The organism is Nocardia sp. Root136, from assembly GCF_001427185.1.
Lineage (GTDB): Bacteria > Actinomycetota > Actinomycetes > Mycobacteriales > Mycobacteriaceae > Nocardia > Nocardia salmonicida.
In genome coordinates, this window is the sequence record NZ_LMFE01000011.1 from 61,809 (window position 1) to 88,486 (window position 26,678).

Consider the following 26,678-nt stretch of genomic DNA (forward strand, 5'->3'; position numbering starts at 1 on the left):
ACCCGACCAGGTCGGGGCGGTGCGGGAACATATGCGTGACATTTTGTCGCGGCACGCAAGTATCCGGTGGCCCGGCGGACACGGTCGTACTAGCGTCAAAGGGTGGCAGTGAGTCTTTTGGGTAGGGCTGGTCACGAACCGGCCACACGCGAGTCCGGATATGCCGCGCATCGGGCGGGTGTGGAGCGACTGCTGGAAAGCTATCGCGCCATTCCATCCGGCGCCGTGGTCAGACTGGCGAAGAAGACATCGAACTTGTTCCGGGCCAGGGCGGCACCCACCGCGCCCGGTCTAGACGTGTCCGGCCTCGGGCAGGTGATCGCGGTGGATCCGCAGGCCCGCACGGCCGACGTCGCGGGCATGACCACCTACGAGGACCTGGTGGCGGCCACCCTCCCCTACGGGCTGGCGCCGCTGGTGGTGCCCCAACTCAAGACCATCACCCTGGGCGGTGCGGTGACCGGCCTCGGCATCGAATCGACCTCGTTCCGCAACGGTCTGCCCCACGAATCCGTTCTGGAAATGGACATTTTGACCGGCTCCGGCGAGATCGTCACCGCGACGCCCACCGGCGAGCACGCCGACCTGTTCCACGGCTTCCCCAACTCCTACGGCACTCTCGGCTACTCCGTCCGGCTCAAGATCGAGCTCGAACCCGTCCTGCCGTTCGTGGAACTGCGACACGTGCGCTTTCACGACCTGCGCGAACTGGAAGCCGAACTCGACCGGATCGTCATCGAACGCCGCTTCGAGGGTGAAGAAGTCGACTACATCGACGGCGTGGTGTTCAGCGCGGGCGAGAGCTATCTCACTCTGGGTCGCCAGACCGACGAGCCGGGCCCGGTCAGCGACTACACCGGTATGGACATCTTCTACCGCTCCTTGCAGCACCCCGACGGCGTGACCCGCGATCGGCTCACCATCCACGACTACCTGTGGCGCTGGGACACGGACTGGTTCTGGTGCTCACGCGCGTTCGGCGCCCAGAATCCGAAGATTCGCAGACTCTGGCCGAAGTCGAAGCGCCGCAGCAGTTTCTACTGGAAACTGGTCGCGCTCGATCGCAAGTACCACATCGATGATCGTAGGCAGGCCCGCAAGGGCAATCCTCCGCAGGAACGCGTCGTGCAGGACATCGAGGTTCCGGTGCAGCACACCGCCGACTTCGTCGAATGGTTCCTGCGGGAAATACCGATCGAGCCGATCTGGTTGTGCCCATTGCGCTTGCGTGCGGTCGACGACGCGCCGGCCACGGACGGCGCGCGTCCGTGGCCGCTGTATCCGCTCGAGCCACAGCGCACCTACGTCAATGTCGGATTCTGGTCGGCGGTGCCGACCGAGCGAGGTCAACCGGAAGGGGCGGCCAACCGCGCCATCGAGAAGATCGTGTCCGCGTTCGACGGACACAAATCGCTCTACTCGGACTCCTACTACGACGAGGCAGAGTTCGCCGAGCTCTACGGCGGCGACACCTATATCGAACTGAAGACCCGTTACGACCCGGACCAACGACTGCTGAATCTGTATTCGAAGGCGGTGCAACGCAAGTGACGACATTCAAGGACCGATCCGAGGTATTGGCAGAGCTGGGGACCCGGCTCAACATCGCCGAGGTCGTCGAAAGCCTGGTAGACGGCGAGATCCCCGTACGCGTGACCGCCTACGACGGCAGTGCGACCGGCCCGGAGAACGCGCCCTACACCCTCGAGATCAAGACCCCACGCGGCATCAACTACCTGGCGGGCGCCCCCGGCGACCTCGGGATGGCGCGGGCCTACATCGCCGGGGACATGATCGCCGAGGGGGTGCATCCCGGTGACCCGTACGACATCTTGAAAGCCATGCAGGACATGAAGTTCCATCGTCCTTCGGCATTGTCGCTGGTCACCATCGCCCGCTCGCTGGGCTGGGAGCGGCTCAAGCCGATCGCGCCTCCGCCGCAGGAGACGCTGCCGCGCTGGCGCCGGATCGCACTGGAAGGCTTGCGACACTCCAAGACTCGCGATGCCGAGGCGATCCACCACCACTACGACGTCTCCAACAAGTTCTACGAGTACGTCCTCGGCTCGTCGATGACCTACACCTGCGCGGTGTACGGCGACGAGAACTGGACGCTCGAGCAGGCACAGGAGAACAAGTACCGCCTGATCTTCGAGAAGCTGCGCCTGAAGGAAGGCGACCGGCTGCTCGACATCGGCTGCGGCTGGGGCGGCATGGTCCGCTACGCGGCACGCCGCGGCGTGAAGGTGATCGGTGCGACCTTGTCGGCCGAACAGGCTGCCTGGGCGCAGCAGAAGATCGCCGAGGAAGGTCTGGGCGAGCTCGCCGAGGTCAGGCACAGCGACTACCGCGACATCCCCGAGGGCGAATTCGACGCCGTCTCCTCGATCGGCCTCACCGAACACATCGGCGTGCACAACTACCCGTTCTACTTCGGCTACATCAAGGACAAGCTGCGGGTGGGCGGGCTGTTCCTCAATCACTGCATCACCCGCCACGACAACACCCGCACCACCAAGGCGGGCGATTTCATCGACCGCTACGTCTTCCCCGACGGCGAGCTGATCGGTTCCGGCCGCATCATCTCCGATATCCAGAACGTCGGCCTCGAAGTGCTGCACGAGGAGAACCTGCGCGAGCACTACGCGCTGACGCTGCACGAATGGTGCAAGAACCTGGTCACCAATTGGGACGCGGCCGTCGCCGAGGTCGGCGAGGGCACCGCGAAGGTGTGGGGGCTGTACATGGCGGGCTGTCGACTCGGCTTCCAGCGCAATGTGATCCAGCTGCACCATGTGCTCGGTGTGAAGCTCGATTCGAACGGCGCCTGGGATGTCCCGTTGCGTCCGTGGTGGCAGCCTTAGGATCTCGGCGCGCCTCCGCCGATGGACTGACCGAAGGGTGCGACGAAGGAGTACCCGTAGGGAGGGAAGAGGTGGAGTTCAGCGCCGAGAACCGCGGCGCCAGCCGCCAAGATCAATGCAGAAGTTCGTCGAGGAAGTGACCGGGCAGGTTCTGCAGGATCGGATGGTCCTGCCCGTCATGGGATTGCGTGCGCAACACGTGCAGCAGACCGACCACACCCGGGCCCGCGTCCAGCAGTGGTCTGGTCCAGCCCAGTTCGGCGCAGGTGCGCAGGACCGGCAGCACCAGCCCGGTCGCTTCCCCGACCCATCCCGCCGACGCGAGGCATTCGGCGAGCAGCAAGGTCGCGTCCAGTTCCGCGCGAGGACGGCCTTGTTCGAGCGTCTTCGCGTAGATCACCCTGGCATGGCGTGCGGCGCGATCATCGGCGCGCAGCCGTTGTTCGGCCAGCAGGATCCGGATATCGGCGATGGCGCGCGCCTCGGTGATCAGCGCGGCGGCGCCCTTCTTGCGCCGCGCACCGTTGCCGGAGGTGTCGGGAACGAAGCCGTCGTCGCCGGTGGGGAATCCGAGCCTGGACCGTTCGGCCCGCACCTGGGCATCCAGGCGGGCCAACCCGTTCTCCGCGGCCACTCGCGCGCCTTCGTCGAGGCGCGCCGAGGCCGTGTACTGGTCACCTAGCGCGGCCTTCACCCTGGCCCCGGTCACGAAGGTCGCGATCAGGAAGTCGACGGGACCGACCCGGGTAACCAGCTCGTGGCTCTCGTCGAGGAGCCGATCGGCCAGTGCCAGATCGCCTCGGCGATAGGCCAGATCGCCGAGCAGCGCGGCCGCGATGCGGGCGGCGTCCGAGCGCGGACCCGCCCTGCTTCGGGCAGCCTCGTAGGCCTGCTCGAAAGCGGTGGTAGCAGCGGCGATGTCGAGTTGCTCGTAGGCGGCGTCGCCCAACGCGCAGAGACCGAAGACCGGACCGAGCGGGTCCTTGGACTGGGTGTGATAGTCGGCGGCCCAGTCCTGTAGGTCGGTCACCGCGTCGAAGTCGAACTCGCACAGCCGAACGAACGACATCAGATTGGCGGCGGTCGACACCGTCCAGGCGGGCAGGTCGCCGGGCTCTTCCAGAATGCCGGCCAGGCTGTCGGCCACCTCGGCGATGTCATCGTGGGCCACCCGATCGGCGGCGTCGAGCACCGTTGCCACACACCGCTGTTCGGTCAGTTCCGGCGCACCGGGCGCGCTGCGGGCCAGCAGGTTCGAGAGCCTGCCGAGCGCGCTGCGGGCGGTTCCGGTCTGCTGCATGTTCATATTCGCCCTCGCCACCGCCATCAACAGCTTCGACCGCGACGTCACCTGCTGCACGGGCAGTTTCGAGACGGTGCCGAGCAGGGTGCCCAGCCGGGACCCGTCGATCAGGTCCATGCCGCCGCTTTCGAGCAGGTCGGCGGCAAGTTTGAGATCGGTCGCCGCCAGTGCGTGATCCACCGACTTGCGCAGCAGCTGATGCTCGGCGTACCAGCGAGCAGCCCTGCGGTGCAGTGTTTTCGAACGCCCGGGATGTTCGCGATCGAGCCGGGCGCGTAGATGCTCGGCGAACAGCGGTTGCATGCGATACCACTCCGGATCGTGCTGGATCCGATGCAGGAAGAGTTCACGCTGCTCGGCCTGGGCCAGCATCGCGGCGCCGTCGGCGACGTCGGCGAGCACCCCGGCCAGGGAGCCGTTCACCCGCTCGACCACAGAGATCGCCATCAGGAACTCCAGTTGCTCCGGCGCCAGCGCGTCGAGCACGTTCTCGGCCAGGTACTCCCGCATCCCGTGCCCGCCCTCGGCGAGCGAGGCGAGCAGCTGTGTCGGGTCGGCCTTACCGCGCAGCGTCAGGCTCACCAACTGGATCGCGGCGGGCCAGCCGTCGGTCGCGAGGTGGATCTGCTCGACCTGCTCGTCGGTGAGCGCGAAACCGTTGCGTTCCACCAGGATCTGACGAGTCTCCGATTCGGTGAGGCGCAAGGCGGCGGCGTCCAGCTCCACCAGTTCGTCGCGCACCCGCAACCTGCTGATCGGCAGGCCGGACTGATCGCGACTGGTGATGACGAACCGCACGTGGTGGCAGCCGTTGTCGAGCAACGTCGCCATCGCCCGTTGCACGCCGGGGTCGCGCACCCGGTGCCAGTCGTCGACCACCACGACCACCGGTTGCCCGCTGGCGTGGATCTCATCGATCAGCGTGGCGATCACGTAGGCGACGGCGTCGGCCGGACGCTCCTCCAGCACCTGTTCCAGGCCCGCGCCGACATCGGGGCGCACGCGGCGGATGGCATGGATGAGATGGGCCAGGAACCAGATCTCGCTGTCGTCGTCCTGGTCGACGCCGAGCCACGCCACCGGGATGTCGCGGGTGGCCAGATCCGCGCGCCACTGCGTGGCGATGGTGCTCTTGCCGAAACCTGCGGGCGCGTGGATCAGGGCGAGTCGGCGCGCGCCGCCCTCACGCAGCACGTCGAGCAGGCGCTGGCGGGGGAAGGGCTCGCGCGCGGGCGTGGGCGGGCGGAATTTGGTGGCGGCGGTCGGCGGAAAAGTGCCGGTCGTCGAGCTCGGCATGGGTACCGAGGCGCCAGCGGGCTGCAGGGTCAGCGGCCAGCTGCGGCGGCCGGTGACCGACTTCAGAGCCTCCGGGGCGTCGGCGATGGTCTCCTCGGAGTCGAGCAACGCCATTTCGTCCGGCATCTGGCCGTGTGCGCGCTGGACTTCGCGCAGCATCTCGCCGAACTCGTAGGCCGAGGCCGGACGGTCGGCGGGCTCGGGGGACATGGCGCGTTCGATCACCTCCGCCACGTCACCGGGGATGTCCTGGGCACGCAGGTCGGGAACGTTCTGGGTGGTGATGCGCAGGAACTGGGCAACCACCTTCTCCCCCGCGTGGCGTTCGAACGCGGCGTGGCCGGTGAGCAGGGCGAACAGGGTCGCGCCGAGGCCGTATATATCCGACCGCACGGTCGGTTCATTGCCTTTGAGTACCTCCGGCGCGGTGAACGCGGGCGAGCCGGTGATCAGGCTGCTCGACGTCTGGAAACCGCCGGGGATGCGGGCGATGCCGAAGTCGGTGAGTTGCGGTTCGCCGTAGCCGCTGATCAGCACGTTGGCCGGTTTCACATCTCGGTGCAGGATGCCCGCCCGATGCGCCGACTCGATCGCCGCCGCCAGCTTCACCCCGGCCCGCAGGGTATCCGACCAGGTCAGCGGGCCGCGATCGTGGATGAGCCGTTCGAGTGAGCCACGCGAGCAGTACGGCATCACGATCAGCGGCAGCCCGGTCTCGGTCACGTCCACCTGCAGGATGTCGACGATATTCGGGTGACCGGACAGCCTGCCCATCGCCTGTTCCTCGCGCAGGAACCGCTCCCGGCTCTCCACGTCGATCTCCGAGGACAGCACCTTCACCGCGACCACACGATCCAGTGCTGGCTGCAATGCCCGGTACACCACACCGAACCCGCCGCGCCCGATCTCCTTGGCGCCCGTGAGCCCCATGGCATCGAGTTCCGCGATCACGGCTTCGTCGGGCACCCCCGGCGCCATCGTCCGCTGCGTATTCAGCCCCACCGGCGCCGCCTCGGCAGGCCCGCGCTGCATACGCGTCTGCTCCGGATCCATGTGACCACCTCTCACCATCGGCGTCACCGGCGTTTCGGTCGGTATGCGGGCCGTCACCGGCATCACCGCACATATCCAAGCTAGCGCGATCCGGCATCTATCGGGTGGAGATTCGACGCTGTGGCGGCAACGGTTGTCCGAACCGGAATCAGCGCACAGCGAGCGCGATCAACTGGGTGCGCTGTTCCGACGCGAAGTTGTTGTCCGCGACCAGCACCAACGTGCGTTCACCCGAAGGCAGGCGCGGGCCCCACGTCATCGCCTCGATGTTGTCGACCGCCTCGATCCCGAGGTCGGCGAGATCGGCGACCAGCCGTTTCGTGACCGGACGAGCACCCGAGATCGGCGCGTCGAGCACAGTGCTCGCGGACGCGGTGTCGATCTCGAAGATCCGCACCCGATTTCCTACACCCTTGGCGAAAGCCCGTTCGACCACCAGGAATCGAGTCGGAGCGAGCGTGTCGTCGGCGAGGATCGCGGTCACGCCGTTGCTCGCCTGGCCGGCCTCCGGCTGGGACTCGGCGAAGACCGGCTCCAGCGGATAGGCGTACTGGGCCAGCACCGGCCCGAACCTGGCCTGGACGGTGATGCGCGTCGTCGCCCCCGCCGTCGTGGTCGCGCCCGGCCCGTCCTGGAGCAGCGGCCCTTCCATCGCGGTCACGAACAACGCACCGCCTGCCGCGAACGTCGCCCCTTCGAGCGCCTGATTCTGCCGCGGCCCCGAATCCGCGCGCATCCGTTCGTTTTCCGGAATCGGCAACTCCGCGACGAACCCACCGTCCGCGCGAGCTACCCGCACCGACGGATCGGCAAGCACCCCACCGGCGCGCTCTCCCTCCTGCGTCCAGAAGTAGTCCCCCGTCCACGGATCGACCCGAATATCCTCCGGATCCACCGATTTCGGCGGATACACACTCCCGTCAGGCCGCAGCAGCGGCTTCGTGCCGACGAAGCTCACGGGACCGATCCCGTCCTCCCCCAACGGAATTCGAGCCGTGTATATCCGCGCAGGGCCCTTCTCCGACCGGTCATCGCTGATAAATACGAATTCCCCACTGCTGGACAGGTAATCGATGCCAGACAGCCCACCGACCACCGTCGCCTCGAATTCGAGATCGTGCTCGACTACCCGCTCACCCAATACCCGCACCCCACCGGCCTCAGCCCCCGCATCCGGCACCACGCCCCCCACGACGACGATTCCCAGCACCACTGCGGCCACCCGATGTCCCATGGACGACAAGCTATCCACCCCAGCACACCCCCAGGTGAACACCACCCGAACTGTCGGACCTCCGTCGGCGCCCCTTGCTACCTTCCGCGAATCGGCGAAGAATTGGATCCTCGGTGGGCTCGGCCGTGGGCCGCACTGGGCTCCACGCGGTGGACCACGACATGACCGCTCATCACCCGAGCAGAAGTGAGATGTCATGTCCACGCTGGTACGCATGAGTTTCGACGCGCCCGAGGAAACCCGGCCGTTCGAGCAGGGCAAGGGTCGACTCGACCTGGTCAACGTCGAAGGCGGCCCGGTCGGCCGTGCGATCTTCGAACCCGGTTGGCGATGGAGCGAGCACGTGAAACCGATCGCGGGCACCGACAGCTGTCAGGCCGCGCACATCGGCTACTGCCTGTCCGGACGGATCGTGGTGGAGATGGACGACGGCAAACAGCTGGAATTCGGCCCCGGCGACGTCATGATCGCCTCCCCCGGGCACGATGCCTGGGTCGTCGGCGCCGAGCCGTGCGTACTGCTCGACTGGCAGGGCTACGCCGACTACGCCAAGCCGCGATAAACGGCGAACGCCCGCCACCTCAACGAGGTGACGGGCGTCCGGACCCGGCCGAAACCGGAACTACCGACTTACTTGCGCAGCGAGGCCGGAACCTCGAAACGCGGGCCGAACTTCGCGGCCAGCTCGTCGGCGCGGGCCACGAAGGCCTCCTGGCCACCGGGGTAGCCGACGATGAACTGGTGCGAGCCACCCGACCAGGCCGGGAAGCCGATGCCGAAGATCGAGCCGATGTTCGCGTCGGCGGTGCTGGTGAGCACGCCTTCGTCGAAGCACTTCTGGGTCTCGATGGACTCGGCGAACATCATCCGGTCCTTGAGGTCCTGGAAGGTGACACCCTCCGGGAGCTCACGGCTCGAGCTGAAGATCTCGCGCAACTCGTCCCACAGGCCGGTGGCCTTGCCGTCGACGTACTCGTAGAAGCCCGCGCCGCCCAGCTTGCCCTTGCGGTCGTACTTGTCGATCAGGGTGTTGAGGACCTCGGCGGTCTTCGCGGACGCGGCGTTGAGCTCGCCACCGGCAGCGAGGATGGCCTCGGAGGTCTCCTTGTAGATCTTCTGCATGGTGGTGAAGTTCAGCTCGTCGCTGAGCTTCAGCGGCGCGGCCGGGTAGCCCGCCTGCAGACCGGCCTGCTCGACAGTGGCCGGGTCGATGCCCTCGGCGACCATCGAGATGGCCTCGTTGATGAAGGTGCCGATCACGCGCGAGGTGAAGAAGCCGCGGCTGTCGTTGACGACGATCGGGGTCTTCTTGATGGCGAGGGTGTAGTCGTACACCCGAGCCAGCGCCTCGTCGGAGGTGTTCTTGCCCTTGATGATCTCCACCAGCGGCATCTTGTCCACGGGGGAGAAGAAGTGGATACCGATGAAGTCCTCGGACCGCTTCACGCCCTCGGAGAGCAGGGTGATCGGCAGGGTGGAGGTGTTCGAGCCGAGCAGGGCATCGGCGTCGACGATGTCCTCGATCTCCTGGAAGACCTTGTTCTTGAGGTCCGGGTTCTCGAACACGGCCTCGATGACGAAGTCGACACCCTTGAAGTCGGCCGCGTCGGCGGACGGGGTGATGCGAGCCAGCAGCGCGTCGGACTTCTCCTGCGTGGTCTTGCCACGCGAGAGTGCCTTGGCCTCGATGGCCTCGGCGTAGCCCTTGCCCTTGACGGCGTTGGCGAGCTCGACGTCCTTGAGCACGACCTCGTAGCCGGCCTTGGCCGAGACGTAGGCGATGCCCGCGCCCATCATGCCGGCGCCGATGACACCGATCTTCTTGATGTCACGCTTGGGCACATCCTCGACCGACGGACGCGAGCCGCCACCGTTGATGTGGTTGAGGTCGAAGAAGAACGCCTGGATCATGTTCTTCGCGACCGGACCGGTCAGCAGGCTCGTGAAGTAACGGCCCTCGATGGTCAGCGCGTTGTCGATGTCGACCTGCGCACCCTCGACCGCCGCGGCCATGATGGCGCGCGGGGCGGGCATGTTGGTGCCCTTGATCTGCTTGCGCAGGTTGGCCGGGAACGCGGGCAGGTTCGCCGCGAAGGCCGGGGTGGACGGAGTGCCGCCGGGGATCCGGTAGCCCTTCTTGTCCCACGGCTGCGCCGCTTCGGGGTTGGCCGCGATCCACACCTTGGCGGCGGGGATCAGTTCCTCGACCGTGGCGACGACCTCGTCGATCAGGCCGATTTCCTTGGCCTTGGTGACGCGGTGACGCTGGCCCTGCAGCAGCACCTGCATCAGCGCGTTCTGCAGGCCGAGCATGCGCACGGTGCGGGTCACGCCGCCGCCACCGGGCAGCAGGCCGAGGGAGACCTCGGGCAGGCCGATGGCCGAACCCTTGACGTCGGCCGCGATGCGGTAGTGGGTGGCCAGCGCGATCTCGAGGCCGCCACCGAGGGCAGCGCCGTTGATGGCGGCGACGACCGGCTTGCCGAGCTGCTCGAGGCGACGCAGCGGGGCCTTGACGTCGGTGACCATCTTGACGACCTCGGCCGCGTTGTCCGGGCCGACCTTCATCATGTTCTTCAGGTCGCCGCCGGCGAAGAAGGTCTTCTTGCCCGAGGTGATGACGACACCGGTGATGTCGTCCTTCTCTGCCTCGAGGCGGTCGACGGTGGCGTTCATCGACGCGAGGTACGCGTCGTTCATGGTGTTGGCGCCCTGGCTGGGGTCGTCGATGGTGAGGACGACCACGCCGTCGGCGTCCTTCTCCCAGCCGATGATGTTGTCAGTCATAGTTTTTCGTTCTCCTGTGAGAAGTTTCGGCCGGGAATCAGACGCGCTCGATGATGGTGGCGACACCCATGCCGCCACCGATGCACAGCGTGATCAGGCCGTAGCGCGCGTTGCGACGCTCCAGCTCGTCGAGCACCGTGCCGGTGATCATCGCGCCGGTGGCACCCAGCGGGTGGCCCATCGCGATCGCGCCGCCGTTGACGTTCAGCTTCTCGTCCGGGACGTTCAGGTCCTTCTGGAACTTCAGCACCACGGAGGCGAAGGCCTCGTTGATCTCGACGAGGTCCATGTCCTCGATCGTCAGACCGGCCTTGGCCAGCGCCTTCTTGGCGGCCGGGGTGGGACCGGTCAGCATGATGGTGGAGTCCGCACCGGAGGTGGCGGTCGCGACGACGCGGGCACGCGGGGTCAGACCCGAGTTCTTGCCGGCCTCTTCGGAACCGACCAGCACCAGGGCGGCGCCGTCGACGATGCCCGAGCTGTTGCCACCGTGGTGGACGTGGTTGATCTTCTCGATGTAGGTGTACTTCTGCAGCGCGACGGCGTCGAAGCCACCCATCTCACCGACACCGGCGAAGGACGGGTTCAGCTTGCCCAGGTCGGCGGCGGTGGTGCCGGGACGCATGTGCTCGTCGCTGTCGAGCACGACCAGGCCGTTGATGTCCTTGACCGGAACGATCGACTTGGCGAAGTAGCCACCGGTGGTCGCCGCGGCGGCCAGCTCCTGCGAGCGCACGGCGTAGGCGTCGACATCATCGCGGGTGAAGCCCTCGATGGTGGCGATCAGGTCGGCCGAGACACCCTGCGGCACGAAGTAGCCGTCGTAGTTGGTGGCCGGGTCGAGCGCCCAGGCGCCGCCGTCGGAGCCCATCGGCACGCGCGACATCGACTCGACGCCACCGGCGATGACGAGATCGTCGAAGCCGGAGCGAACCTTCTGCGCAGCCAGGTTCACGGCCTCGAGGCCGGAAGCACAGAAGCGGTTGAGCTGGAAGCCACCGACGGTGTCGGGCAGACCCGCGATGGTGACCGCGACGCGGGCGATGTCCATGCCCTGGTCACCGACGGGGGTGACCACGCCGAGGATGAGGTCCGAGATCTGGTCCTCGTCGAGGTTCGGGAAGCGGCCACGCAGCTCCTGGATCAGACCAACAGTCAGATCGATCGGCTTGACCGAGTGCAGCGAGCCGTTCTTCTTGCCGCGGCCGCGCGGAGTGCGGATGGCCTCGTAGATGTAGGCCTCTGTGGTCATATCGGAGTGTTTCCTTCCTTGGGGTGCGGTGGCCGCACGAACGCCACGACCAATTGTCTCGACGCCGTACAAATCCCGGCAAGCACCAGCGGAGCATAGAACCATGCCCATCCGGCGATCCCGGCCACCCGTTCATACTACCGTGGTGTGCGAACTCCGGTTAACTTAACGCGGTCAGGACGGTGGCTGTCAACCATCCAGACTCTTTGCTCCGAACTGTTCACGTAGCAACGCCAGAGCGACCTCGTCCGGGTCTTGGCGGTCACCGGGGGCCACCGGCACCGCGGCGGCGGCCAGCATCTCCCGTTCTTCTTCTGGGGTCGGCGGGGCGAGAACGGCGGCGCTGCGCGCGGAATCCGAGCCGGATCGGGACTCCGGCCCGTCGTCCGGGCCGGGATCGTCGGGCAAGTCGGGGAAATCGGGCGGCGGAATGTCATCGTCGGGCGGTCGGTTCGCCCGGTTCGACGACTGGTTGCCCCCGGCCTGGCTCGGCCGGGAGAACTTCGGCCGACCCGCCGGCTTGCTCTCGGGAGTTCCCGTCGCCCGTGCCGCCCCGGCCTTGGCGGCGGGCGCGGGTCGCGGCGCGGGAGCTCCGGTCTCCCAGCGCACATCCAGTTCACGCCCGAGCACGGCCCGTACCGCCGAACGCACGGCGTCGATATTGCGCGGATCGGACAGTCGCTGCGCCAACGGCGGGCTCTGATGCGCGAACACGATCACGTCACCGTCGACCCGCGATACCGCCGCGCCCGACAAAAGCGCCTGCAAGGTAGCCCCGAACTCCCGCACTCGACCCTTGATCTCCGGCCACGCGGCATCGACGATGGCGACCAGATCCTCGGCCACAGCTGGCGGCTTGGCCGCGCTGACCTGCGGCTCCGCCTGCGCCGGGGCGTCCTCGACCGGTGTCGGCGCCTGAGCGGGTTCGGGCTGCGCCGGCGAATCCGCCTGCGGTGCTACCGCTTCCGGAACCGGCCTCGATTCGGCGGCGCGGCGCGGCGCGGCGGCTTCGGTCGGCGGCGCGGGGACTTGCTCGGCGCCAGAGCTTTCCGGTCGTGCGCCGAGGTCGGACCGCGCGGCGTTCTCATCTTCGGTCGGCGAGACTTCTGTCGTAAGCGGTTCGGGCGCAGCCTCTTTTGAGGACGTTCTGGCAACACCTCGGCCGGAATCGACTGGCGGCACAGCATCCGCAGATTGCACAGCGGGCGGTGCGGACTGCACGGGCGGTGCGGACTCCGCGAGCGACTCGGACGCCGCTGATTGCACCGGCGGTGCAGATTGCCCACGTGGGGCGGGCGCTGCGGCCGCCGGGGTCGAGTCGGAGGTCACGGCCGTCGGGAGCACAGTCGAATCCGAGGTCACGGCCGCCGACGTCACAGTCGAGTCCGGAGTCACGGCCGCCGACCTCACGGTCGATTCCGGGGTCACGGCCGCCGAGGGCGTAGTCGACGCGGCGGTTGCGGGAGCCGACGGCACTGTCGGGACGGAAGTCGCGGGGGCCGGAGGAGCGGTCTTCTGTTCCGCGACAACAGGGCTCGCGGCGCCAGGTGCCGACGAACCACCGGTCGCCGCTTCCTTCTCCGCGCGGGCGGCGGCGAGAAGTTCGGCGCCACGACGGCGACTCTCCCCGCTCGACGTAGGCGCGGAAGGACGTTCCGCAGGCGCCTCACCTGCGGCAGGGCCCGGACGGGGCGGAGCGGGGACCGATCCACCGGCGAATCCGCGTTCCAGGCGTTCCAGCCGTTGCAGGGTCGCCGACTCGGCGTCGGACACCGACGGCAGGAGCATGCGGGCGCAGATCACCTCGAGCAGGAGGCGCGGGGCGGTGGCGCCACGCATTTCGCCCAGACCCTCGTGCAGAAGTTCGGCGTAGCGGGTGAGGGTGGCGGGGCCGAGGCGTTCGGCCTGGTCGCGCATCCGTTCCATGACATCGCCGGGACCGGAGACCAGACCGCGGTCGGCGGCGTCGGGGACCGCGCGCAGCAGGATCAGATCGCGCAGCCGCTCGAGCAGGTCGACGGCGAAACGACGCGGGTCGTGACCCGCCTCCATCACCTGATCGACGGTGTTGAACAGGGCGGCACCGTCATCGGCGGCCAACGCGTAGATGGCGTCGTCGATCAGCGCCACATCGGTGACGCCGAGCAGCGAGACCGCGCGCGGGTAGGTGACACCGTCGGGTCCGGCACCGGCGAGCAGCTGGTCGAGCACGCTGAGGCTGTCGCGCGGCGAACCACCACCGGCGCGGATGACCAGCGGATACACCGCCTCCTCCACCGGCACGTTCTCCTGCTCGCAGATCTTGCCGAGCAGTCCGCGCATGGTGGCGGGCGGCAGCAGACGGAACGGATAGTGGTGCGTGCGTGAGCGAATCGTCGGCAGCACCTTGTCCGGCTCGGTGGTGGCGAAGATGAAGATCAGGTGGGCAGGCGGCTCCTCGACGATCTTGAGCAGCGCGTTGAAACCGGCCGTGGTGACCATGTGCGCCTCGTCGACGATGAACACGCGATAACGCGACTCCGCGGGCGCGTAGAAGGCGCGATCACGCAGTTCACGGGTGTCGTCGACACCACCGTGGCTGGCCGCGTCGAGCTCGATGACGTCGAGATTGCCCGACCCGCCGGGCCCGAGCGCCACACACGACGAGCACGTACCGCACGGCGTCGAGGTAGGTCCGTCCACGCAGTTCAACGAGCGTGCGAGGATGCGAGCCGACGACGTCTTACCGCAGCCACGCGGCCCGGAGAATAGATACGCGTGACTGATCCGGCCGGTATCCAGCGCCGTACTCAGCGGGTCGGTGACGTGCTCCTGACCCACTACTTCCGCGAATGTCGCCGGTCGATACTTCCGGTACAGAGCCACGACCCACAGGCTACCGAGCGTGTCCGACAGGCTTTATCGGCGGCTGGCACTGTGCGGTCGCGCGGTAACGAAGCGATGACCATGTTGTGATGCAAATCACATTGAAATGTGCGGTCTGAAGCGTAGGAGCAAAGCGGTCCACCATGCGCAACGGTCGAGCTATCGACTGCCATCCACGCGGCGAATCCACTATCGATCAATCTGTAGATCCTGGTTGCAGCAGAAATACATACCCATTCCCCGATTGACGGCTTCTTACTGGATGTAACGAAACAATGAACGATCGTGACAGCAGCGCAAGTGCCTGGCTACCGTGGGTCTCGGCAACTTCGGTGGCCAAACCTTCATCAGGTTGGTGACCCCGGCCGGTCCCTCATCCCGACCGGGGCACAACCTTCGCGCACCGATCGCTCCCCCACCGCACCGACCGGAGGAACGTTTCACCGTGCTGTCGTGTGATGACATCGCAACCGCCTGGCTCGCCCACACCGACTTCGCCGGCGACAACGCCGCGGTCGGGCTACTGAGTCGGGCGATCAGCCCACAAGACTTCGACATCAAACGCGACTCGTTACCCGTCGCGGCCGCGGCCGACCCGGCAACCGCCGACGCCATCCTGCAACTGCTCGAACGCGGGCAGGTACCCACGATGGCGGCCATTCGCACGCTCACCGCGCAGAACGAGATGCGCCGCGAGGCCGAGCGGATCGAGCGGCTCGGCCGTCGCGCCCAGCGCAGCATCGACGAGTTCGGTCGCATCCTCGCCCGCCTCGCCGCGGCGCACTGGACCGATCACAACATCGGTCCGACCAGGCGCGACATCCTCGCCGATACCGAGGTCTGCGAACTCATCGCCGAACGGGTGGGTGAGATCGCGCCGTCGGCGGTCAAGCATCTGTGGCTGATCGAGCGGGCGCAGCGCGCCGGCTGGATCGCCTCGAACGCGAGCCCGGGTTCGCTGTGCCCGGCGCGGCGCTGGCACACCACGAAATATGGCAATCGGGTCTCGCAGAAGCCGGTCAACATGGTCGGCAAGCTGGTCGCGGGCTTCGTCGTGGAACACACCGCCGAGCGGGGCAAGCCGCCGAGCTGGGCCGTGCTCGCCCGCGACGCACGCGACGATCGCGGCCGCCGCCTGTTCTTCGACGTGGCCGACGCGCATGCTCAGCGCCGCTGGCTCACCACCGCCGAATGGCTCGCCGACGGCGATGACCTGCCCGTTCCCGGCAAGCGCGGCGTGCGGGCGCTGGCCAAGGAGAACCGGGCCTAGCGCCAGCTCAGATCGGCGTAGCCGCCCTCGGCGCCCCCGGCATGCGCGTCGAGATCCGGGTGACCGCGCTGGTCGGCCGACCGGACTGACGGGTTTTATCCTGTGCGCGTTCGGTAACTTCCTTGCAACGCATTCACGCGTGAAAGGAGTCCCCGTGCCCGCAACGATCGACCCGGCGGCCACCGCCTGGCTACTCGCGGCCACCGCCATGGTGCTGTTGATGACGCCGGCGCTGGCCGTGTTCTACGGCGGGATGGTGCGCTCGACCGGCGTGCTGAACATGCTGATGATGAGCTTCATCGCGATCCCGCTGGTCACCGTGGTCTGGCTGGTCGCCGGCTACAGCCTCGCGTTCGGCGACGACGCGGGCGGTGGCCTGATCGGCAATCTCGAGCACTTCGGGCTGGCCGGGATCACCCCCGACTCCGTCCGCGGCACCATTCCGGAGCTGCTGTTCGTCACCTTCCAGCTGACGTTCGCCATCCTGACCGCCGCCCTGGTTTCCGGCGCCATCGCCGACCGCGCCAAGTTCTCGGGCTGGATGGTGTTCGTTCCGCTGTGGACGCTGGCGGTGTACGCGCCGATCGCGCACTGGGTGTGGGGACCCGACGGCTGGCTGCTGAATTTCGGCGCGCTCGACTACGCGGGCGGCCTGGTGGTCGAGATCGCCTCCGGCGCTTCGGCCTTGGCGCTGGCGCTGGTCCTCGGGCCGCGGATCGGATTCAACATCGATGCGATGCGTCCGCACAACCTGCCGTTCGTGCTGCTCGGCGCCGGCCTGCTGTGGTTCGGCTGGTTCGGATTCAACGCGGGCTCCGCGCTGGGCGCCACCGGGACCGCGGCGGCGGTCTTCCTGAATACCCTGGTCGCGGGCAGCCTCGGCATGCTCGGCTGGCTCATCGTCGAACAGGTCCGCGACGGTCGGCCCACCACCTTCGGCGCGGCCTCGGGTGCGGTGGCCGGTCTGGTCGCGATCACTCCGTCCTGCGGCGTGGTGAACACCCTCGGCGCGGTCATCGTCGGTCTGGCCGCCGGTGTGGTGTGTTCGTTCGCGGTCGGCTGGAAACACAAAGCGGGCTATGACGATTCGCTCGACGTGGTGGGCGTGCACTTCGTCGGCGGCATCGTCGGCACCGTCCTGATCGGCCTGCTGGCCACCCAGGTGATGACCGGCGGCGTGAACGGCCTGCTCTACGGCGGCGGCTTCGCCCAGCTCGGCAAGCAGCTGGTCGCGGTATTCGTGGTCGCGGCCTACGCCTTCACGGTCTCGTGGGTGCTGGGCAAGGGGGTCGACAAGATCATCGGCTTCCGCGTGAGCAAGGAAGACGAAACCGCGGGCATCGACTTCGCCCTCCACGCCGAAACCGCCTATGCCGAAGGCGTGCACGGTTCCTCCCCCCGCCGCTTCGGCGAGGGCCACTACGGGACCTAGCTCACTTCGTCCGATGGGGCCAGCCAGGTGTTGCATTCGAAGTTGCGGTTCTTCGAGTAGCCCTGGTTGTACCAATTGCCGTTGTGGTCCGGGGTTCCGTGATCGCGGTGGCGGCCGTTGCCGTCACCGCGGTTGTAGTTGTGTTTCACCGCGGCGTAGCCCTCCTGCGAGGTCCACGAACCGCCCGCTTCCGACGAACCGATGTACATGCCGCCGAAGCAGCTGGCCTGCAACTCCATTCGGCGTGAGGTCTCCAGTCCACCCGCCGACATCGTGCCCTGCTCACGACGTTGATTCGACGATGCCTGCAGCAGGCCGGTGAGCCCCTGGATGTGATGGCCGTACTCGTGTGCGTAGACCGACAGCGCTTCCATCGGCGGATACGGGGTGTTGTGCAGGACCAGACCCGCCGTCGACATGTAGATGGTGCTCGAGGCACTGCAGTAGAACGCGTCGCTGGTGGCGCCGCCACACGGTGACGACAGCTGCGAAGGCTGTTCGGCGACAACCAGACCCGGGCTCGTGAACGGTAGATTCGCGGCAGCCAGATTCGACCGCCACATCTGATCGAGGCAGACCTGCGCCGCCGCGAAGTAGGCCTTGGCCACCACCACGTCGGTCGACCAGCGCGGCAGATCGCAGTCCATGTTCGTCAGGCCCGCGTCGTCGTTCTTGAACAGCGGATGCTGGCCGAGAGCGATAACGGGTTGCGGGCCTGCGGGTTCGGTCGTCGTCGGCGCGGTGGTACGCGCGGTGGTGGTGGTTCGCGCCGACGTCGGATTCGTGGTCGGCACCGGCGAATTCGAGCTGTAGGTGAAACTCGGCGGCGTCGTCTTGGCGACCGAACCGGGCGAGCTCTGATCCGACACGGTCACCGCGACCAACAGCAGCCCGATGACACCGAACACGGTCAACACCGTCAGCACCGCACCGACCGCGCCGGATCCGCCACGACGCGGTGGTGGCGGATACCCCTGCGGCGCATAGCCGTACGGCGGCGGCAGCGGCCTACCGTAAGGCGGCGGCATCGGTCGCTGGTACTGCGGGGCCGGATACCCGTAGGGCTGCTGCGGCGGGTACCCCGGCGGGCCGTAAGGCCCATAGGGCCCGTAGCCGGGCGGTTGTGACATCAGTTAGTTCACTTCGCTCGCAGACACCGTGAAGGTGTTGCACTGAGCCGTGAGGTTGCGATCCAAGCCGGCTTCGAACCACTGGCCGCCGTGCTCCGCGGTGCCGTGGTCGCGCATGTCGCCGGGGCCGTCACCACGGCCGTAGGAATCCTTGGTGGCGACAGTGACCTGCGAGGAGGTCAGCGAACCGCCGCCCTTCGAGGAGGCGATGAACATGCCGTCGAAGCAGTTGGCCTGCAACTCGACTCGGCGCGAGAGCTCGAGCCCCTTGGCCGAGCGGGCGCCCGCGTCGACGCGCTCGCTGTTGGCCTTGCGCAGGATGCCCGACTGGGCCTGCACGTGGTGGCCGTACTCGTGCGCGAACACCGACAGGTACACGACCCAGTTGTCGCGGAACTGCTCGGTCTGCAGCTGGCTGATCGGCATGTAGATGGTCTTGTTCGCCGGGCAGTAGAACGCGGCGAAGTTGCTTGTCGATCCGGTGCACGGGGTGGTGATGCCGTCGGTGGTCGCGGTGACGCTGAGCGTCGGCGACTCGAAGGGCAGATTGTTCTCCGCCAGCAGTGGCTTCCACGCCGACTCGAGGCACTTCGCGGCCGATTCGAAGAAGGCGCGTGCCTTGTCCACCTGGGTGCCCCACGGCGCGTAGTCGCACGATGCCGGTACCAGGGTGCCGTCGGAGTCGGTGAGCAGCGGGTTGTCCCCGGTCGCGGCGGGTGCGGTACCGGGCTGGGGGGTGTAGGTGGTGGTCGGTTTCGGGCCGATCGCGCCGATGCCGAGGTCGACGCCGGTGTTGACGGCGTACTTCACCAGGCCACCGACCAGCAGGAAGATGACCACGAGGATTACCGAGGTGAAGCCACCACCGCGCTTACGCGGCGGCGGAGTCGGCCTGCCCGGCGGCCCGTAGGGCATGGGCGGTGGGCGGTATCCCGGCGGCGGACCGTACGCCGGACGCTGCCCGTAACCCTGTGGATAACCCTGAGGCTGTGGATAACCTGGCTGCCCATATCCCGGTTGTGGCCGGTATCCCGGGGGCGGACCATAGCCGGGGGGTGGTGGAACCGGTCGTCCACCTGGGCCGTTCGGCCCATAACCGTACGGTGGTTGAGTCACTCCCCCGTACCCCCCTCGTCTCATGAGTCGTCGACAGCCGCTGACGCAGAATAGCAAGCTGTCTAGAGTAAGCACCCATGCTGACTTTTCGGGGGGGCGCCGCGGGCGCGCTGCTGCTCGCTGCGGCGGGGTTGCTCATGGCCGCGCCGGTAGCCAACACGCAGCCCGCGACCACCGGTGTTTCGATCACCGCCGACCTCACGCTCACCGAAACCGGTGTGCTCGAGGTCATCGAAACTGTCGCGGTGCCCGCCGAGGGAAATTTCACGATGTCGCTGCCCTTGCGCCTCAAGGTCGGTGACGATGTCGAGCGGGTCTTCAAGGTCACCGATGTGACCGCGAGCGGTTCGGGCACCGCCACCACCGTCAACGACCAGTTCGTCGTCGAAGCCAAGCCTGGCGAATCGAAGTTCACGTATACGGTGCACAACACCGTCTCCGACATGCCGGGCACCCAGGTGTTCCACTGGCTGGGCGTGCTCAACGCCGATATCGCCGTGCTCGACGTCTCGGTGATCAGCCCGAGCTTCCAAATGGGCATCGTGGACTGCAAACTCGGCTCCGCGGGCAATGCCAAGCCGTGCGCCGATGTCCACACCGAACCCGACGGCGTGCTGTACCTGCACCAGACCGACCTGCGCAAGGGCGATGCCATCGACCTCACCTTGCAGATGCCCCCCGGCACCGTGCCCGCGAATGCCGATGTGCGTGGCGGCGGTACGGGCCCCTTCGCCTTCACCACGCCCGTGCTCGCCGCGTTCGGCGCCCTGCTACTGGCATTGGCGGGCATGATCGCCTACGTGCTGCTGGCGCGGAAGCGGGCCGCTGCCGCGGTCAGGGGCAGCGACGACTTCGATCCGCTGATCCAGCAGGGCGGCCGGGTCGAGTTCGTCTCCCCTGACGGTGTGCTCCCCGGCGAGGCGGGCCTGATCATCGATGAGCACGCCGATCCGGTCGACATCGCCGCCACCGTCGTCGATCTCGCCGTCCGGCGCTACCTGTGGATCACCCCGGTGAACGCGCGCGGCGAAGACGATTGGCGCATCAGCCGCGTCAACGCCCCCGACGACCAGTTGCGCGACTACGAACGCACCGTCTACGACATGCTGCTCCCCGAGGGCACCGACACCGTCGCTGTCCGCGAACTGCGCACCCCGGGCCGCCTGCAGCTGGACCCGATCCGCGCCGCCATGCGCAACGACGCGGTCGCCACCGGCGCCTTCGCCGACCCGAAGCAGCGGGCGCTGCCCCGCTGGATCGGCGCCGCCCTGATCGCCCTCGGCGTGGTCATCACGATCACGCTCGCCCTGACCTCGGGCCACGCTCTGGTCGGCGTAGCCATCGCCCTCGCGGGTGGCGCGGCGCTGCTGCTCCCCAACTACCTCCCCACCCGAACCCCACTGGGCGACACCGTCGCAGGCCGAATCCGCGCCATGCACCGCGGCCTCGACACCGTGACCCGCGACCGGATTCCCCCCATCGACCAGGAGACGATCTTCTCCCGCGCGCTCCCCTACACGGTGATCAGCGGCAGAGCCGACAACTGGATCCGCACCTTCCGCGACATGAACCCCGCCGCCGACTCACAACCGGGTCTCTACTGGTTCGCCGGCTACGACCGAGACCCCAACCTGCACCGCTTCGCCGCGCAATTCCCGTTCTTCATCACGGCATTGGAAGGCGCGTTCAACCCGCGTTGATCCGTCTACGCGAAACGCCCCGCGACTCTCGACGAGTCGCGGGGCGCTTTCTTTGTCCCGGTTTCCTATACCCGACGAATAGCCGCCAGCGGGTCGGCGTACAGCGCGCTCAGCGACGTGACCACCGCGGCGAATTCCTGTACCTTGCCGCCGAATCCACTGATACGAATATCCGTGGCCGCCAACTGCGTACTCTGCGAGAACGCCCTGGCCACATGCCCCAGCGCGGGTCGGTAACCCGTAAATGCCTGTCCGCCCAGGACAACTCGGTCCGGGTTGAGCATGTCCCGGACCAGCGCGACGGTCTGCCCGAGCATCGTCGCCCGCTCGGCGAGCAATTCCCGCGCCGATTCGGACCCGGACTCAGCGGCCCGATACAGATCGTTGATCGTCGTGCCGGCAGTCCCGTTGTGCGCCGGGATGATTCCGCGACCGACAGCCCGAGCCTGCAACGCCCGGTCACCGACGGTCACTTCCAAGCACCCACGCCGTCCGCACGTGCACTGCACATCGGACCCGGTCGGGAGGTGCGCGATCGACCCGGGCCCGTTGCTCGGCGTATGGACCCGTCCGTCGAGAGTCACGGCGATGCCCGCGGTCTCACGAACATAGAAGTAGAGGCTGCTGCCGTGCTGAACAGCGGGAAGTTCGGTATCGGGCTCGGGCCGACGAGCATCGAAGGTCGGCAGCAGCAGCTCCGAAGCCGCCATCGCCTCGACGTGCGGTGCGACGGAAACCGGCAGCTCGAGCACGTCACCGAGCACCTGCCCGATCGGCGCGCCTTTCCATTCCAGCTTCGGATGGTCGACCACACCGCTCTGCGGATCCACCCGGCCACCGATGGCCACGCCCGCCCACAGCGGGGTCCGGCGATGCCAGCGCTGCAGGAACGCCTTGGCGCTGCGAGCGACGGTGGTGACCGCGAACTCCTGCCCGGTCTGCGGTGTGGCGATGGCGAGCCCACCGAGAATGCGCCCACGCAGATCAGCGGCGACGATCTTCGTTGCCTCGGCGCCGATATGGATGCCGAGCGTCAGATAGGCGTCGTGATCGATCTCGAACGGCACCCGCGGCCTACCGACGGCACCCGCGGCGGTCAGATCGGGCCGCTCACGCAGCAGTCCCGCCGAAAGCAGCGACGCCACTTGACGATTCACGGTGGCGATACTCAACCCCGTTGCTCGCGCGGCGTTGTCACGCGAGACGGGACCCGAAGCGGCGGTTCGCAGCACGGCGGCGGCGGGGTTGTCGCTACGACGCAGCTCCGGCGGCACAACAGGGCGGGAAACACGAGGGCGAACGGCGCCCGTCCGGGAGGCGGGGCGATCGATGATGGGAGCAGACATATGAAGTTCCTTGCCAAAAATCCCGTTATCTCAACGGGATTGCCTACACGTGGGGCGTGGCAGCTCGCGAACCTGAGAGGATCAGCTGCAGAAGCAGGAACGACACAGTTCGCGCGTCAACGGCAACCGCAAGCCCAGAGCGGCGGTCACATAGGTGACCCGCTGGGCGGACAGATGGTTGCTGGACATAACAATCAAGTTAACACCGAATCCCGACCCATCCAACCCAAACCGGCGAATTGTGCGGTGCGGCACACCATATTCCCAGTTCAGCGCGGCGCCCTGGGCGCGCAATACAGTGCGCATCATCCCGAAAACGACAAAACCCCTCCGGGAACCGAAGTTCCGGGAGGGGTTGCGCGTGGCTACTTGGCCGGGGCTGTGAAGGGTGCGTTGACGGTGGTGAAGTACTGGATAGCGGCACCGATCGCGACCGGAGCCGTGATGAAGATCTGACCGACCAGCGTGCCGAGGGCGCCGACTGCCAGAATGCCGCCGATGCAGCCGATAGCCGCCGCGGGCAGGAACGGGCCGAAGAGGCCGACGATGGTCGCCGCGGCGACGGTCGCGCCGGCAATGCCGCCGAGGACGCAACCGACGGCACCGCCGGTGAGGCCACCGAGCAGGGTGCCGACCGCAGCACCGAGGGAGATCGTGCTGGTCAACCGGTTCCAGGCCGCGACCTCACGGTCGTATTCGGTCTTGAACGGCGCCTTGTCCTCGAACGGAAGGGCAACCGGCTTGTACACGGCCTTGGACACGTCGAGCTGGGGCGTCAGGGTCGCGGTGTTGCCCGAGATCTCCGCGGCGATGGGCAGCTCGAAATCGTCGAGCCGGAACGTCAGCGGCGTGGCCGCGATCGTCGAGCCGTTCGCAGCCTTCACCTTGAAGGCGCCGTCCTCCGCGACCAGCGAGCCGGCATCGGTGGTGATCACCGACGTGCCGTTGACCTCCTGGGCCGTGAAGTTCACGGGGGTATCGGCCTGCGCGGCCGGCGCGGCGTTGACGGTTCCTGCAGTGATGCCGGTAGCCACAGTCAACAGCGCCGCGACAACGGCGAACTTCCTCATCTTCATAAAACTGCCAATCCCTCATCTGTTGTGGAGCTGTTCGAGAAACAAGCTTCGAGCAGATCCACCCCGGTGACGAGGGATAAAAGCAACCGGATCGTAACTAAGAATTCACCCTGCGGTCTTTGCCGCGGCTTTGGCCTGCTTCTTGAATTCCCTTACTTCTGACAACGTTTCGGCGTCGACGACATCGGCGACCGAACGTCGCGATCCATCGTCGCCGTAGGACCCGGCCGCTTTTCGCCAGCCGTCCGGTTGCACGCCACGTTGTTTGCCGAGCAGCGCGAGAAAAATCTTCGCCTTCTGCGCTCCGAACCCCGGCAGGTCCTGCAATCGTCGCAGCACCTCTTTGCCATCGGGGTCGCCCGCGGTCCAGATCTGCGCAGGTACACCGTCGTAATGCTCGATCACATACTGGGCGAGCGCCTGCGCCCGCCGCGCCATCGACCGCCCATAGCGGTGAATCGCGGGCGGGGTGGCCGCGAGTTCCTCGAATTCGGCAGGATCCGCTTCGGCGATCCGGTGCAGATCGAATCCGCCCATCCGCTCGGCGAGTTTGCGCGGCCCACGAAACGCATGCTCCATCGGGTACTGCTGGTCGAGCAACATCCCCAGCAGCAGCGCGAAATCGTCGGTGCTGAGCAGTTCGTCGGCCTCGGATTCCTGCGCGAGGCACAGCGTGCGAGTCATACATTCATCGTGACACATTTCACCAGTAGCCTCTGAGTCCATGCTCACGAGGACTGCTCCCACACTGGCGGTGCGTATGACCGACTACACCCCACGCCCGGCCCGCTTCGACCAAGCAGGCCAGGATCAGCTGATCGACGCCCATGATCTGGAAGTCACCCGACCCGGAATGCGCGCGCTGGGCGCCTGGAGTCACAGCGCGCTGGCGCTGCGGCCCGGCGAGAGCGCTCTCGATGTCGGGTCGGGCACCGGATCGGAGGTATTCACCTTCGCCGAGGAACTCGGGCCCAGCGGCACCGCGGTCGGCGTCGAGCCGGACCCGCATCTGCTGGCCTCGGCGCAGCGCCGCGCGGTCGAGTCCGGGTCGAAGGCGGCGTTCGTCTCCGGTGACGCCTACGGCCTGCCGTTCGGCAGCGACACCTTCGACGCGGTGCTGTGCGAGCGGGTGTTCCAGCACCTCACCGCACCCGCGCGAGCGGCGGCCGAGATCGCCAGGGTGCTGCGACCCGGTGGACGCGCGGTGGTGGTCGACTGCGATTGGGCGACCGCGATCGTCCACCCGGGCAACCCACGGGTGGTGAGCGCGGTGATCGACACCCTGATCTCCTCGACCACCAATCCGCTGTCGGGTCGCCGGCTCGCCGGGCTGCTCAGCGGAACCGGACTGGTGGTCGACGAGATCGGCTCGCACGCGCTGGTGCAGGACCGCACGGTCGGCGCGGGCGCGCTGGTGCGCCGGATCGCAGACCTCGCGGTCTTGCGCGGCGTGATCACCGCGACCGAACGCGACCAGCTCCTCGCCGACCTACGAACAGGCGCGGACCGCGGCGACATCCACATCTCCGTCACCCTGTTCGGCGCCCTGGTCCACAAACCGACCTGAGTCCAGCCGCCAACTCAGCTCTCGAGCAGCTTTTCTGACGCCGCCAGCAGCACGCAGGTCGCCAATCCGTCCATCGCCTTCTCCAGCTCCGGCAGCCGCGGGAAGCTGGGGGCGATGCGGATGTTCTTGTCCTCGGGATCCTTGCTGTACGGGAAGGCCGAGCCCGCGGCGGTGAGCGCGATGCCGGCCTCCTTGGCCAGGGCGATCACCCGAGCCGCGGTGCCGTCGAGCACATCGAGGCTGATGAAGTAGCCGCCCTTGGGTTCGGTCCACGACGCCACCTTCGAGGCGCCGAGGCGGTCTTCCAGGATGCGGCGCACGAGCGCGAACTTGGGCTCGAGCAGCGCGCGATGCTTCTGCATGTGCTCGCGCACACCTTCGGCATCGGTGAAGAAGCGCAGGTGCCGCAGCTGGTTGAGCTTGTCGGGGCCGATGCTCTTCTTCGACGCGTGCGACAGGTACCAGTCGATATTGGCCTGCGACGCCCCGAAGAAGCTCACGCCCGCACCGGCGAAGGTGATCTTGGAGGTCGACGCGAACACCAGCGGACGGTTCGGGTTGCCCGCCGCCTCGGCCAGGCCGAGGACGTCGATAACCGGGGCCGCGGTATCGGTGAGCGGGTGTACCGCGTAGGCGTTGTCCCAGAACAGGCGGAAGTCGGGCGCCGCGGCGGGCATCGAAACCAGTTCGCGGACAACCTCTTCGGAGTAGACGACACCGGTGGGGTTGGAGTAGTTCGGCACCGCCCACAGGCCCTTGATCTGCGGATCGTTCGCCAGCAGCGTCGCGATGGCGTGGGTGTCGGGGCCGTCGTGGCGCATCGGGATGGTGATCATCTCGATGCCGAGCGCCTCGGTGATGGCGAAGTGACGGTCGTAGCCAGGGGCCGGACACAGCCACTTGATCGGCTCGTCGGCCCAGCGGCGCGGGGAGTCGGGGGTGCCGTAGAGCATCGAGAACACGATGAGGTCGTGCATGATCTCGAGGCTGGCGTTGTTGCCCGCCAGCAGCCGCTCGACCGGGATGCCGAGCAGTTCACCGAAGATCGCGCGTAGTTCCGGCAGGCCGGTGAGGCCGCCGTAGTTGCGGCAGTCGGTGCCCGAACTGTCGCGGAAGTCACCGTCGCCCGGCAGGGAAAGCAGCGACACGGACAGGTCGAGTTGCTCCGGCGACGGCTTACCTCGGGTGAGGTCCAGGGTGAGCTTCTCGGTGCGGAGCGTCGCGTAATTCGCGGTCTGGGACTCGTGCTCGGACACGAGTTCCTCGTGGCTCATCAAACCGATCTGCGTTTGCCGGGGCATCCTGGGCAGCCTTTCGAAGCAGCAAGGTGGGGGTGTGCACGCTGCGCGTGCTGACTTCCGCAACGTTACCCGGCGGCTGGTCGGAA

Annotated in this window: 18 protein-coding genes; 7 read left to right on the forward strand and 11 right to left on the reverse strand. The window is 67.3% G+C overall.

The window, feature by feature from the left end; all coding sequences use genetic code 11:
- The first annotated feature begins 108 nt into the window (after positions 1–108).
- Positions 109–1,551, forward strand: coding sequence for an FAD-binding oxidoreductase (locus tag ASD42_RS27955; protein ID WP_084787345.1), 1,443 nt, complete (start codon positions 109–111; stop codon positions 1,549–1,551).
- Positions 1,548–2,864, forward strand: coding sequence for a class I SAM-dependent methyltransferase (locus ASD42_RS27960; RefSeq protein ID WP_056822017.1), 1,317 nt, complete (start codon positions 1,548–1,550; stop codon positions 2,862–2,864). The genes ASD42_RS27955 and ASD42_RS27960 overlap by 4 nt, the downstream gene beginning before the upstream one ends.
- 112 nt (positions 2,865–2,976) lie before the next feature.
- On the opposite strand, the gene ASD42_RS27965 is transcribed toward ASD42_RS27960, so the two are convergent.
- Complete coding sequence (locus ASD42_RS27965) at positions 2,977–6,516, reverse strand: serine/threonine-protein kinase (RefSeq protein WP_056822019.1); 3,540 nt, start codon at positions 6,514–6,516, stop codon at positions 2,977–2,979.
- Between the two features lie 148 nt (positions 6,517–6,664).
- Positions 6,665–7,750 (reverse strand): esterase-like activity of phytase family protein, encoded by a 1,086-nt coding sequence (locus ASD42_RS27970; protein WP_056822022.1) that lies wholly within the window; start codon positions 7,748–7,750, stop codon positions 6,665–6,667.
- A gap of 196 nt (positions 7,751–7,946) precedes the next feature.
- Here ASD42_RS27970 and ASD42_RS27975 point away from each other — a divergent pair, with 196 nt between their 5' ends.
- Complete coding sequence (locus ASD42_RS27975; RefSeq protein ID WP_056822024.1) at positions 7,947–8,312, forward strand: cupin domain-containing protein; 366 nt, start codon at positions 7,947–7,949, stop codon at positions 8,310–8,312.
- 68 nt (positions 8,313–8,380) lie between these two features.
- Here the strand turns inward: ASD42_RS27975 and ASD42_RS27980 are convergent, their stop codons facing one another.
- The 3 genes from ASD42_RS27980 to ASD42_RS27990 form a co-directional block, all read right to left on the reverse strand.
- Positions 8,381–10,537 (reverse strand): 3-hydroxyacyl-CoA dehydrogenase NAD-binding domain-containing protein, encoded by a 2,157-nt coding sequence (locus ASD42_RS27980; RefSeq protein WP_056822027.1) that lies wholly within the window; start codon positions 10,535–10,537, stop codon positions 8,381–8,383.
- Positions 10,538–10,574: 37 nt separating this feature from the next.
- Positions 10,575–11,789, reverse strand: coding sequence for an acetyl-CoA C-acetyltransferase (locus ASD42_RS27985; protein WP_056822029.1), 1,215 nt, complete (start codon positions 11,787–11,789; stop codon positions 10,575–10,577).
- Positions 11,790–11,978: 189 nt separating this feature from the next.
- The gene (locus ASD42_RS27990) at positions 11,979–14,654 is read right to left on the reverse strand and encodes a DNA polymerase III subunit gamma and tau (protein WP_056822031.1); all 2,676 of its coding nucleotides are present in this window, start codon (positions 14,652–14,654) and stop codon (positions 11,979–11,981) included.
- 445 nt (positions 14,655–15,099) lie between these two features.
- On the opposite strand from ASD42_RS27990, the gene ASD42_RS27995 reads away from it, so the two are divergent.
- Both ASD42_RS27995 and ASD42_RS28000 read left to right on the forward strand, forming a co-directional pair.
- Positions 15,100–15,924: a hypothetical protein gene (locus ASD42_RS27995; protein ID WP_056822732.1), complete on the forward strand. Its 825-nt coding sequence runs from the start codon at positions 15,100–15,102 to the stop codon at positions 15,922–15,924.
- 154 nt (positions 15,925–16,078) lie between these two features.
- Positions 16,079–17,356: an ammonium transporter gene (locus tag ASD42_RS28000; RefSeq protein ID WP_082843793.1), complete on the forward strand. Its 1,278-nt coding sequence runs from the start codon at positions 16,079–16,081 to the stop codon at positions 17,354–17,356.
- On the opposite strand, the gene ASD42_RS35480 is transcribed toward ASD42_RS28000, so the two are convergent.
- Together ASD42_RS35480 and ASD42_RS28010 are read right to left on the reverse strand one after the other, a co-directional pair.
- Entirely contained in the window at positions 17,353–18,486 is a 1,134-nt protein-coding gene (locus ASD42_RS35480) for a neutral zinc metallopeptidase (protein WP_235569859.1), read from the reverse strand. The two genes, ASD42_RS28000 and ASD42_RS35480, sit on opposite strands and share 4 nt — an antisense overlap.
- A gap of 3 nt (positions 18,487–18,489) precedes the next feature.
- Positions 18,490–19,401, reverse strand: coding sequence for a neutral zinc metallopeptidase (locus ASD42_RS28010; RefSeq protein WP_056822036.1), 912 nt, complete (start codon positions 19,399–19,401; stop codon positions 18,490–18,492).
- Positions 19,402–19,679: 278 nt separating this feature from the next.
- Here ASD42_RS28010 and ASD42_RS28015 point away from each other — a divergent pair, with 278 nt between their 5' ends.
- Complete coding sequence (locus ASD42_RS28015; RefSeq protein WP_056822037.1) at positions 19,680–21,302, forward strand: DUF2207 family protein; 1,623 nt, start codon at positions 19,680–19,682, stop codon at positions 21,300–21,302.
- 65 nt (positions 21,303–21,367) lie between these two features.
- Here the strand turns inward: ASD42_RS28015 and ASD42_RS28020 are convergent, their stop codons facing one another.
- The 3 genes from ASD42_RS28020 to ASD42_RS28030 form a co-directional block, all read right to left on the reverse strand.
- A complete protein-coding gene (locus ASD42_RS28020; RefSeq protein WP_056822040.1) occupies positions 21,368–22,648 on the reverse strand; it encodes an ROK family transcriptional regulator in 1,281 nt (426 codons plus the stop codon).
- Between the two features lie 365 nt (positions 22,649–23,013).
- Positions 23,014–23,724, reverse strand: coding sequence for a hypothetical protein (locus ASD42_RS28025; RefSeq protein WP_056822041.1), 711 nt, complete (start codon positions 23,722–23,724; stop codon positions 23,014–23,016).
- A 105-nt stretch (positions 23,725–23,829) separates the two neighbouring features.
- A complete protein-coding gene (locus ASD42_RS28030) occupies positions 23,830–24,408 on the reverse strand; it encodes an HhH-GPD-type base excision DNA repair protein (RefSeq protein WP_056822044.1) in 579 nt (192 codons plus the stop codon).
- A gap of 40 nt (positions 24,409–24,448) precedes the next feature.
- Here ASD42_RS28030 and ASD42_RS28035 point away from each other — a divergent pair, with 40 nt between their 5' ends.
- Positions 24,449–25,291, forward strand: a complete 843-nt coding sequence (locus ASD42_RS28035) for a methyltransferase domain-containing protein (RefSeq protein ID WP_442938679.1) — start codon at positions 24,449–24,451, stop codon at positions 25,289–25,291.
- 14 nt (positions 25,292–25,305) lie between these two features.
- Here the strand turns inward: ASD42_RS28035 and ASD42_RS28040 are convergent, their stop codons facing one another.
- On the reverse strand, positions 25,306–26,592 hold the full coding sequence (locus ASD42_RS28040; protein ID WP_056822047.1) for an aminotransferase class I/II-fold pyridoxal phosphate-dependent enzyme: 1,287 nt from the start codon (positions 26,590–26,592) through the stop codon (positions 25,306–25,308).
- Between the last annotated feature and the right edge of the window lie 86 nt (positions 26,593–26,678).

Bases quoted from the DNA above. Each gene is read 5' to 3' on its own strand.
- ASD42_RS27965 (WP_056822019.1), bottom strand. From the start codon at position 6,516: ATGGATCCGGAGCAGACGCGTATGCAGCGCGGGCCTGCCGAGGCGGCG.
- ASD42_RS27970 (WP_056822022.1), bottom strand. From the start codon at position 7,750: ATGGGACATCGGGTGGCCGCAGTGGTGCTGGGAATCGTCGTCGTGGGG.
- ASD42_RS27975 (WP_056822024.1), top strand. From the start codon at position 7,947: ATGTCCACGCTGGTACGCATGAGTTTCGACGCGCCCGAGGAAACCCGG.
- ASD42_RS27980 (WP_056822027.1), bottom strand. From the start codon at position 10,537: ATGACTGACAACATCATCGGCTGGGAGAAGGACGCCGACGGCGTGGTC.
- ASD42_RS27985 (WP_056822029.1), bottom strand. From the start codon at position 11,789: ATGACCACAGAGGCCTACATCTACGAGGCCATCCGCACTCCGCGCGGC.
- ASD42_RS35480 (WP_235569859.1), bottom strand. From the start codon at position 18,486: ATGTCACAACCGCCCGGCTACGGGCCCTATGGGCCTTACGGCCCGCCG.
- ASD42_RS28010 (WP_056822036.1), bottom strand. From the start codon at position 19,401: ATGCCCTACGGGCCGCCGGGCAGGCCGACTCCGCCGCCGCGTAAGCGC.
- ASD42_RS28015 (WP_056822037.1), top strand. From the start codon at position 19,680: ATGCTGACTTTTCGGGGGGGCGCCGCGGGCGCGCTGCTGCTCGCTGCG.
- ASD42_RS28020 (WP_056822040.1), bottom strand. From the start codon at position 22,648: ATGTCTGCTCCCATCATCGATCGCCCCGCCTCCCGGACGGGCGCCGTT.
- ASD42_RS28025 (WP_056822041.1), bottom strand. From the start codon at position 23,724: ATGAAGATGAGGAAGTTCGCCGTTGTCGCGGCGCTGTTGACTGTGGCT.
- ASD42_RS28030 (WP_056822044.1), bottom strand. From the start codon at position 24,408: ATGACTCGCACGCTGTGCCTCGCGCAGGAATCCGAGGCCGACGAACTG.
- ASD42_RS28035 (WP_442938679.1), top strand. From the start codon at position 24,449: ATGCTCACGAGGACTGCTCCCACACTGGCGGTGCGTATGACCGACTAC.
- ASD42_RS28040 (WP_056822047.1), bottom strand. From the start codon at position 26,592: ATGCCCCGGCAAACGCAGATCGGTTTGATGAGCCACGAGGAACTCGTG.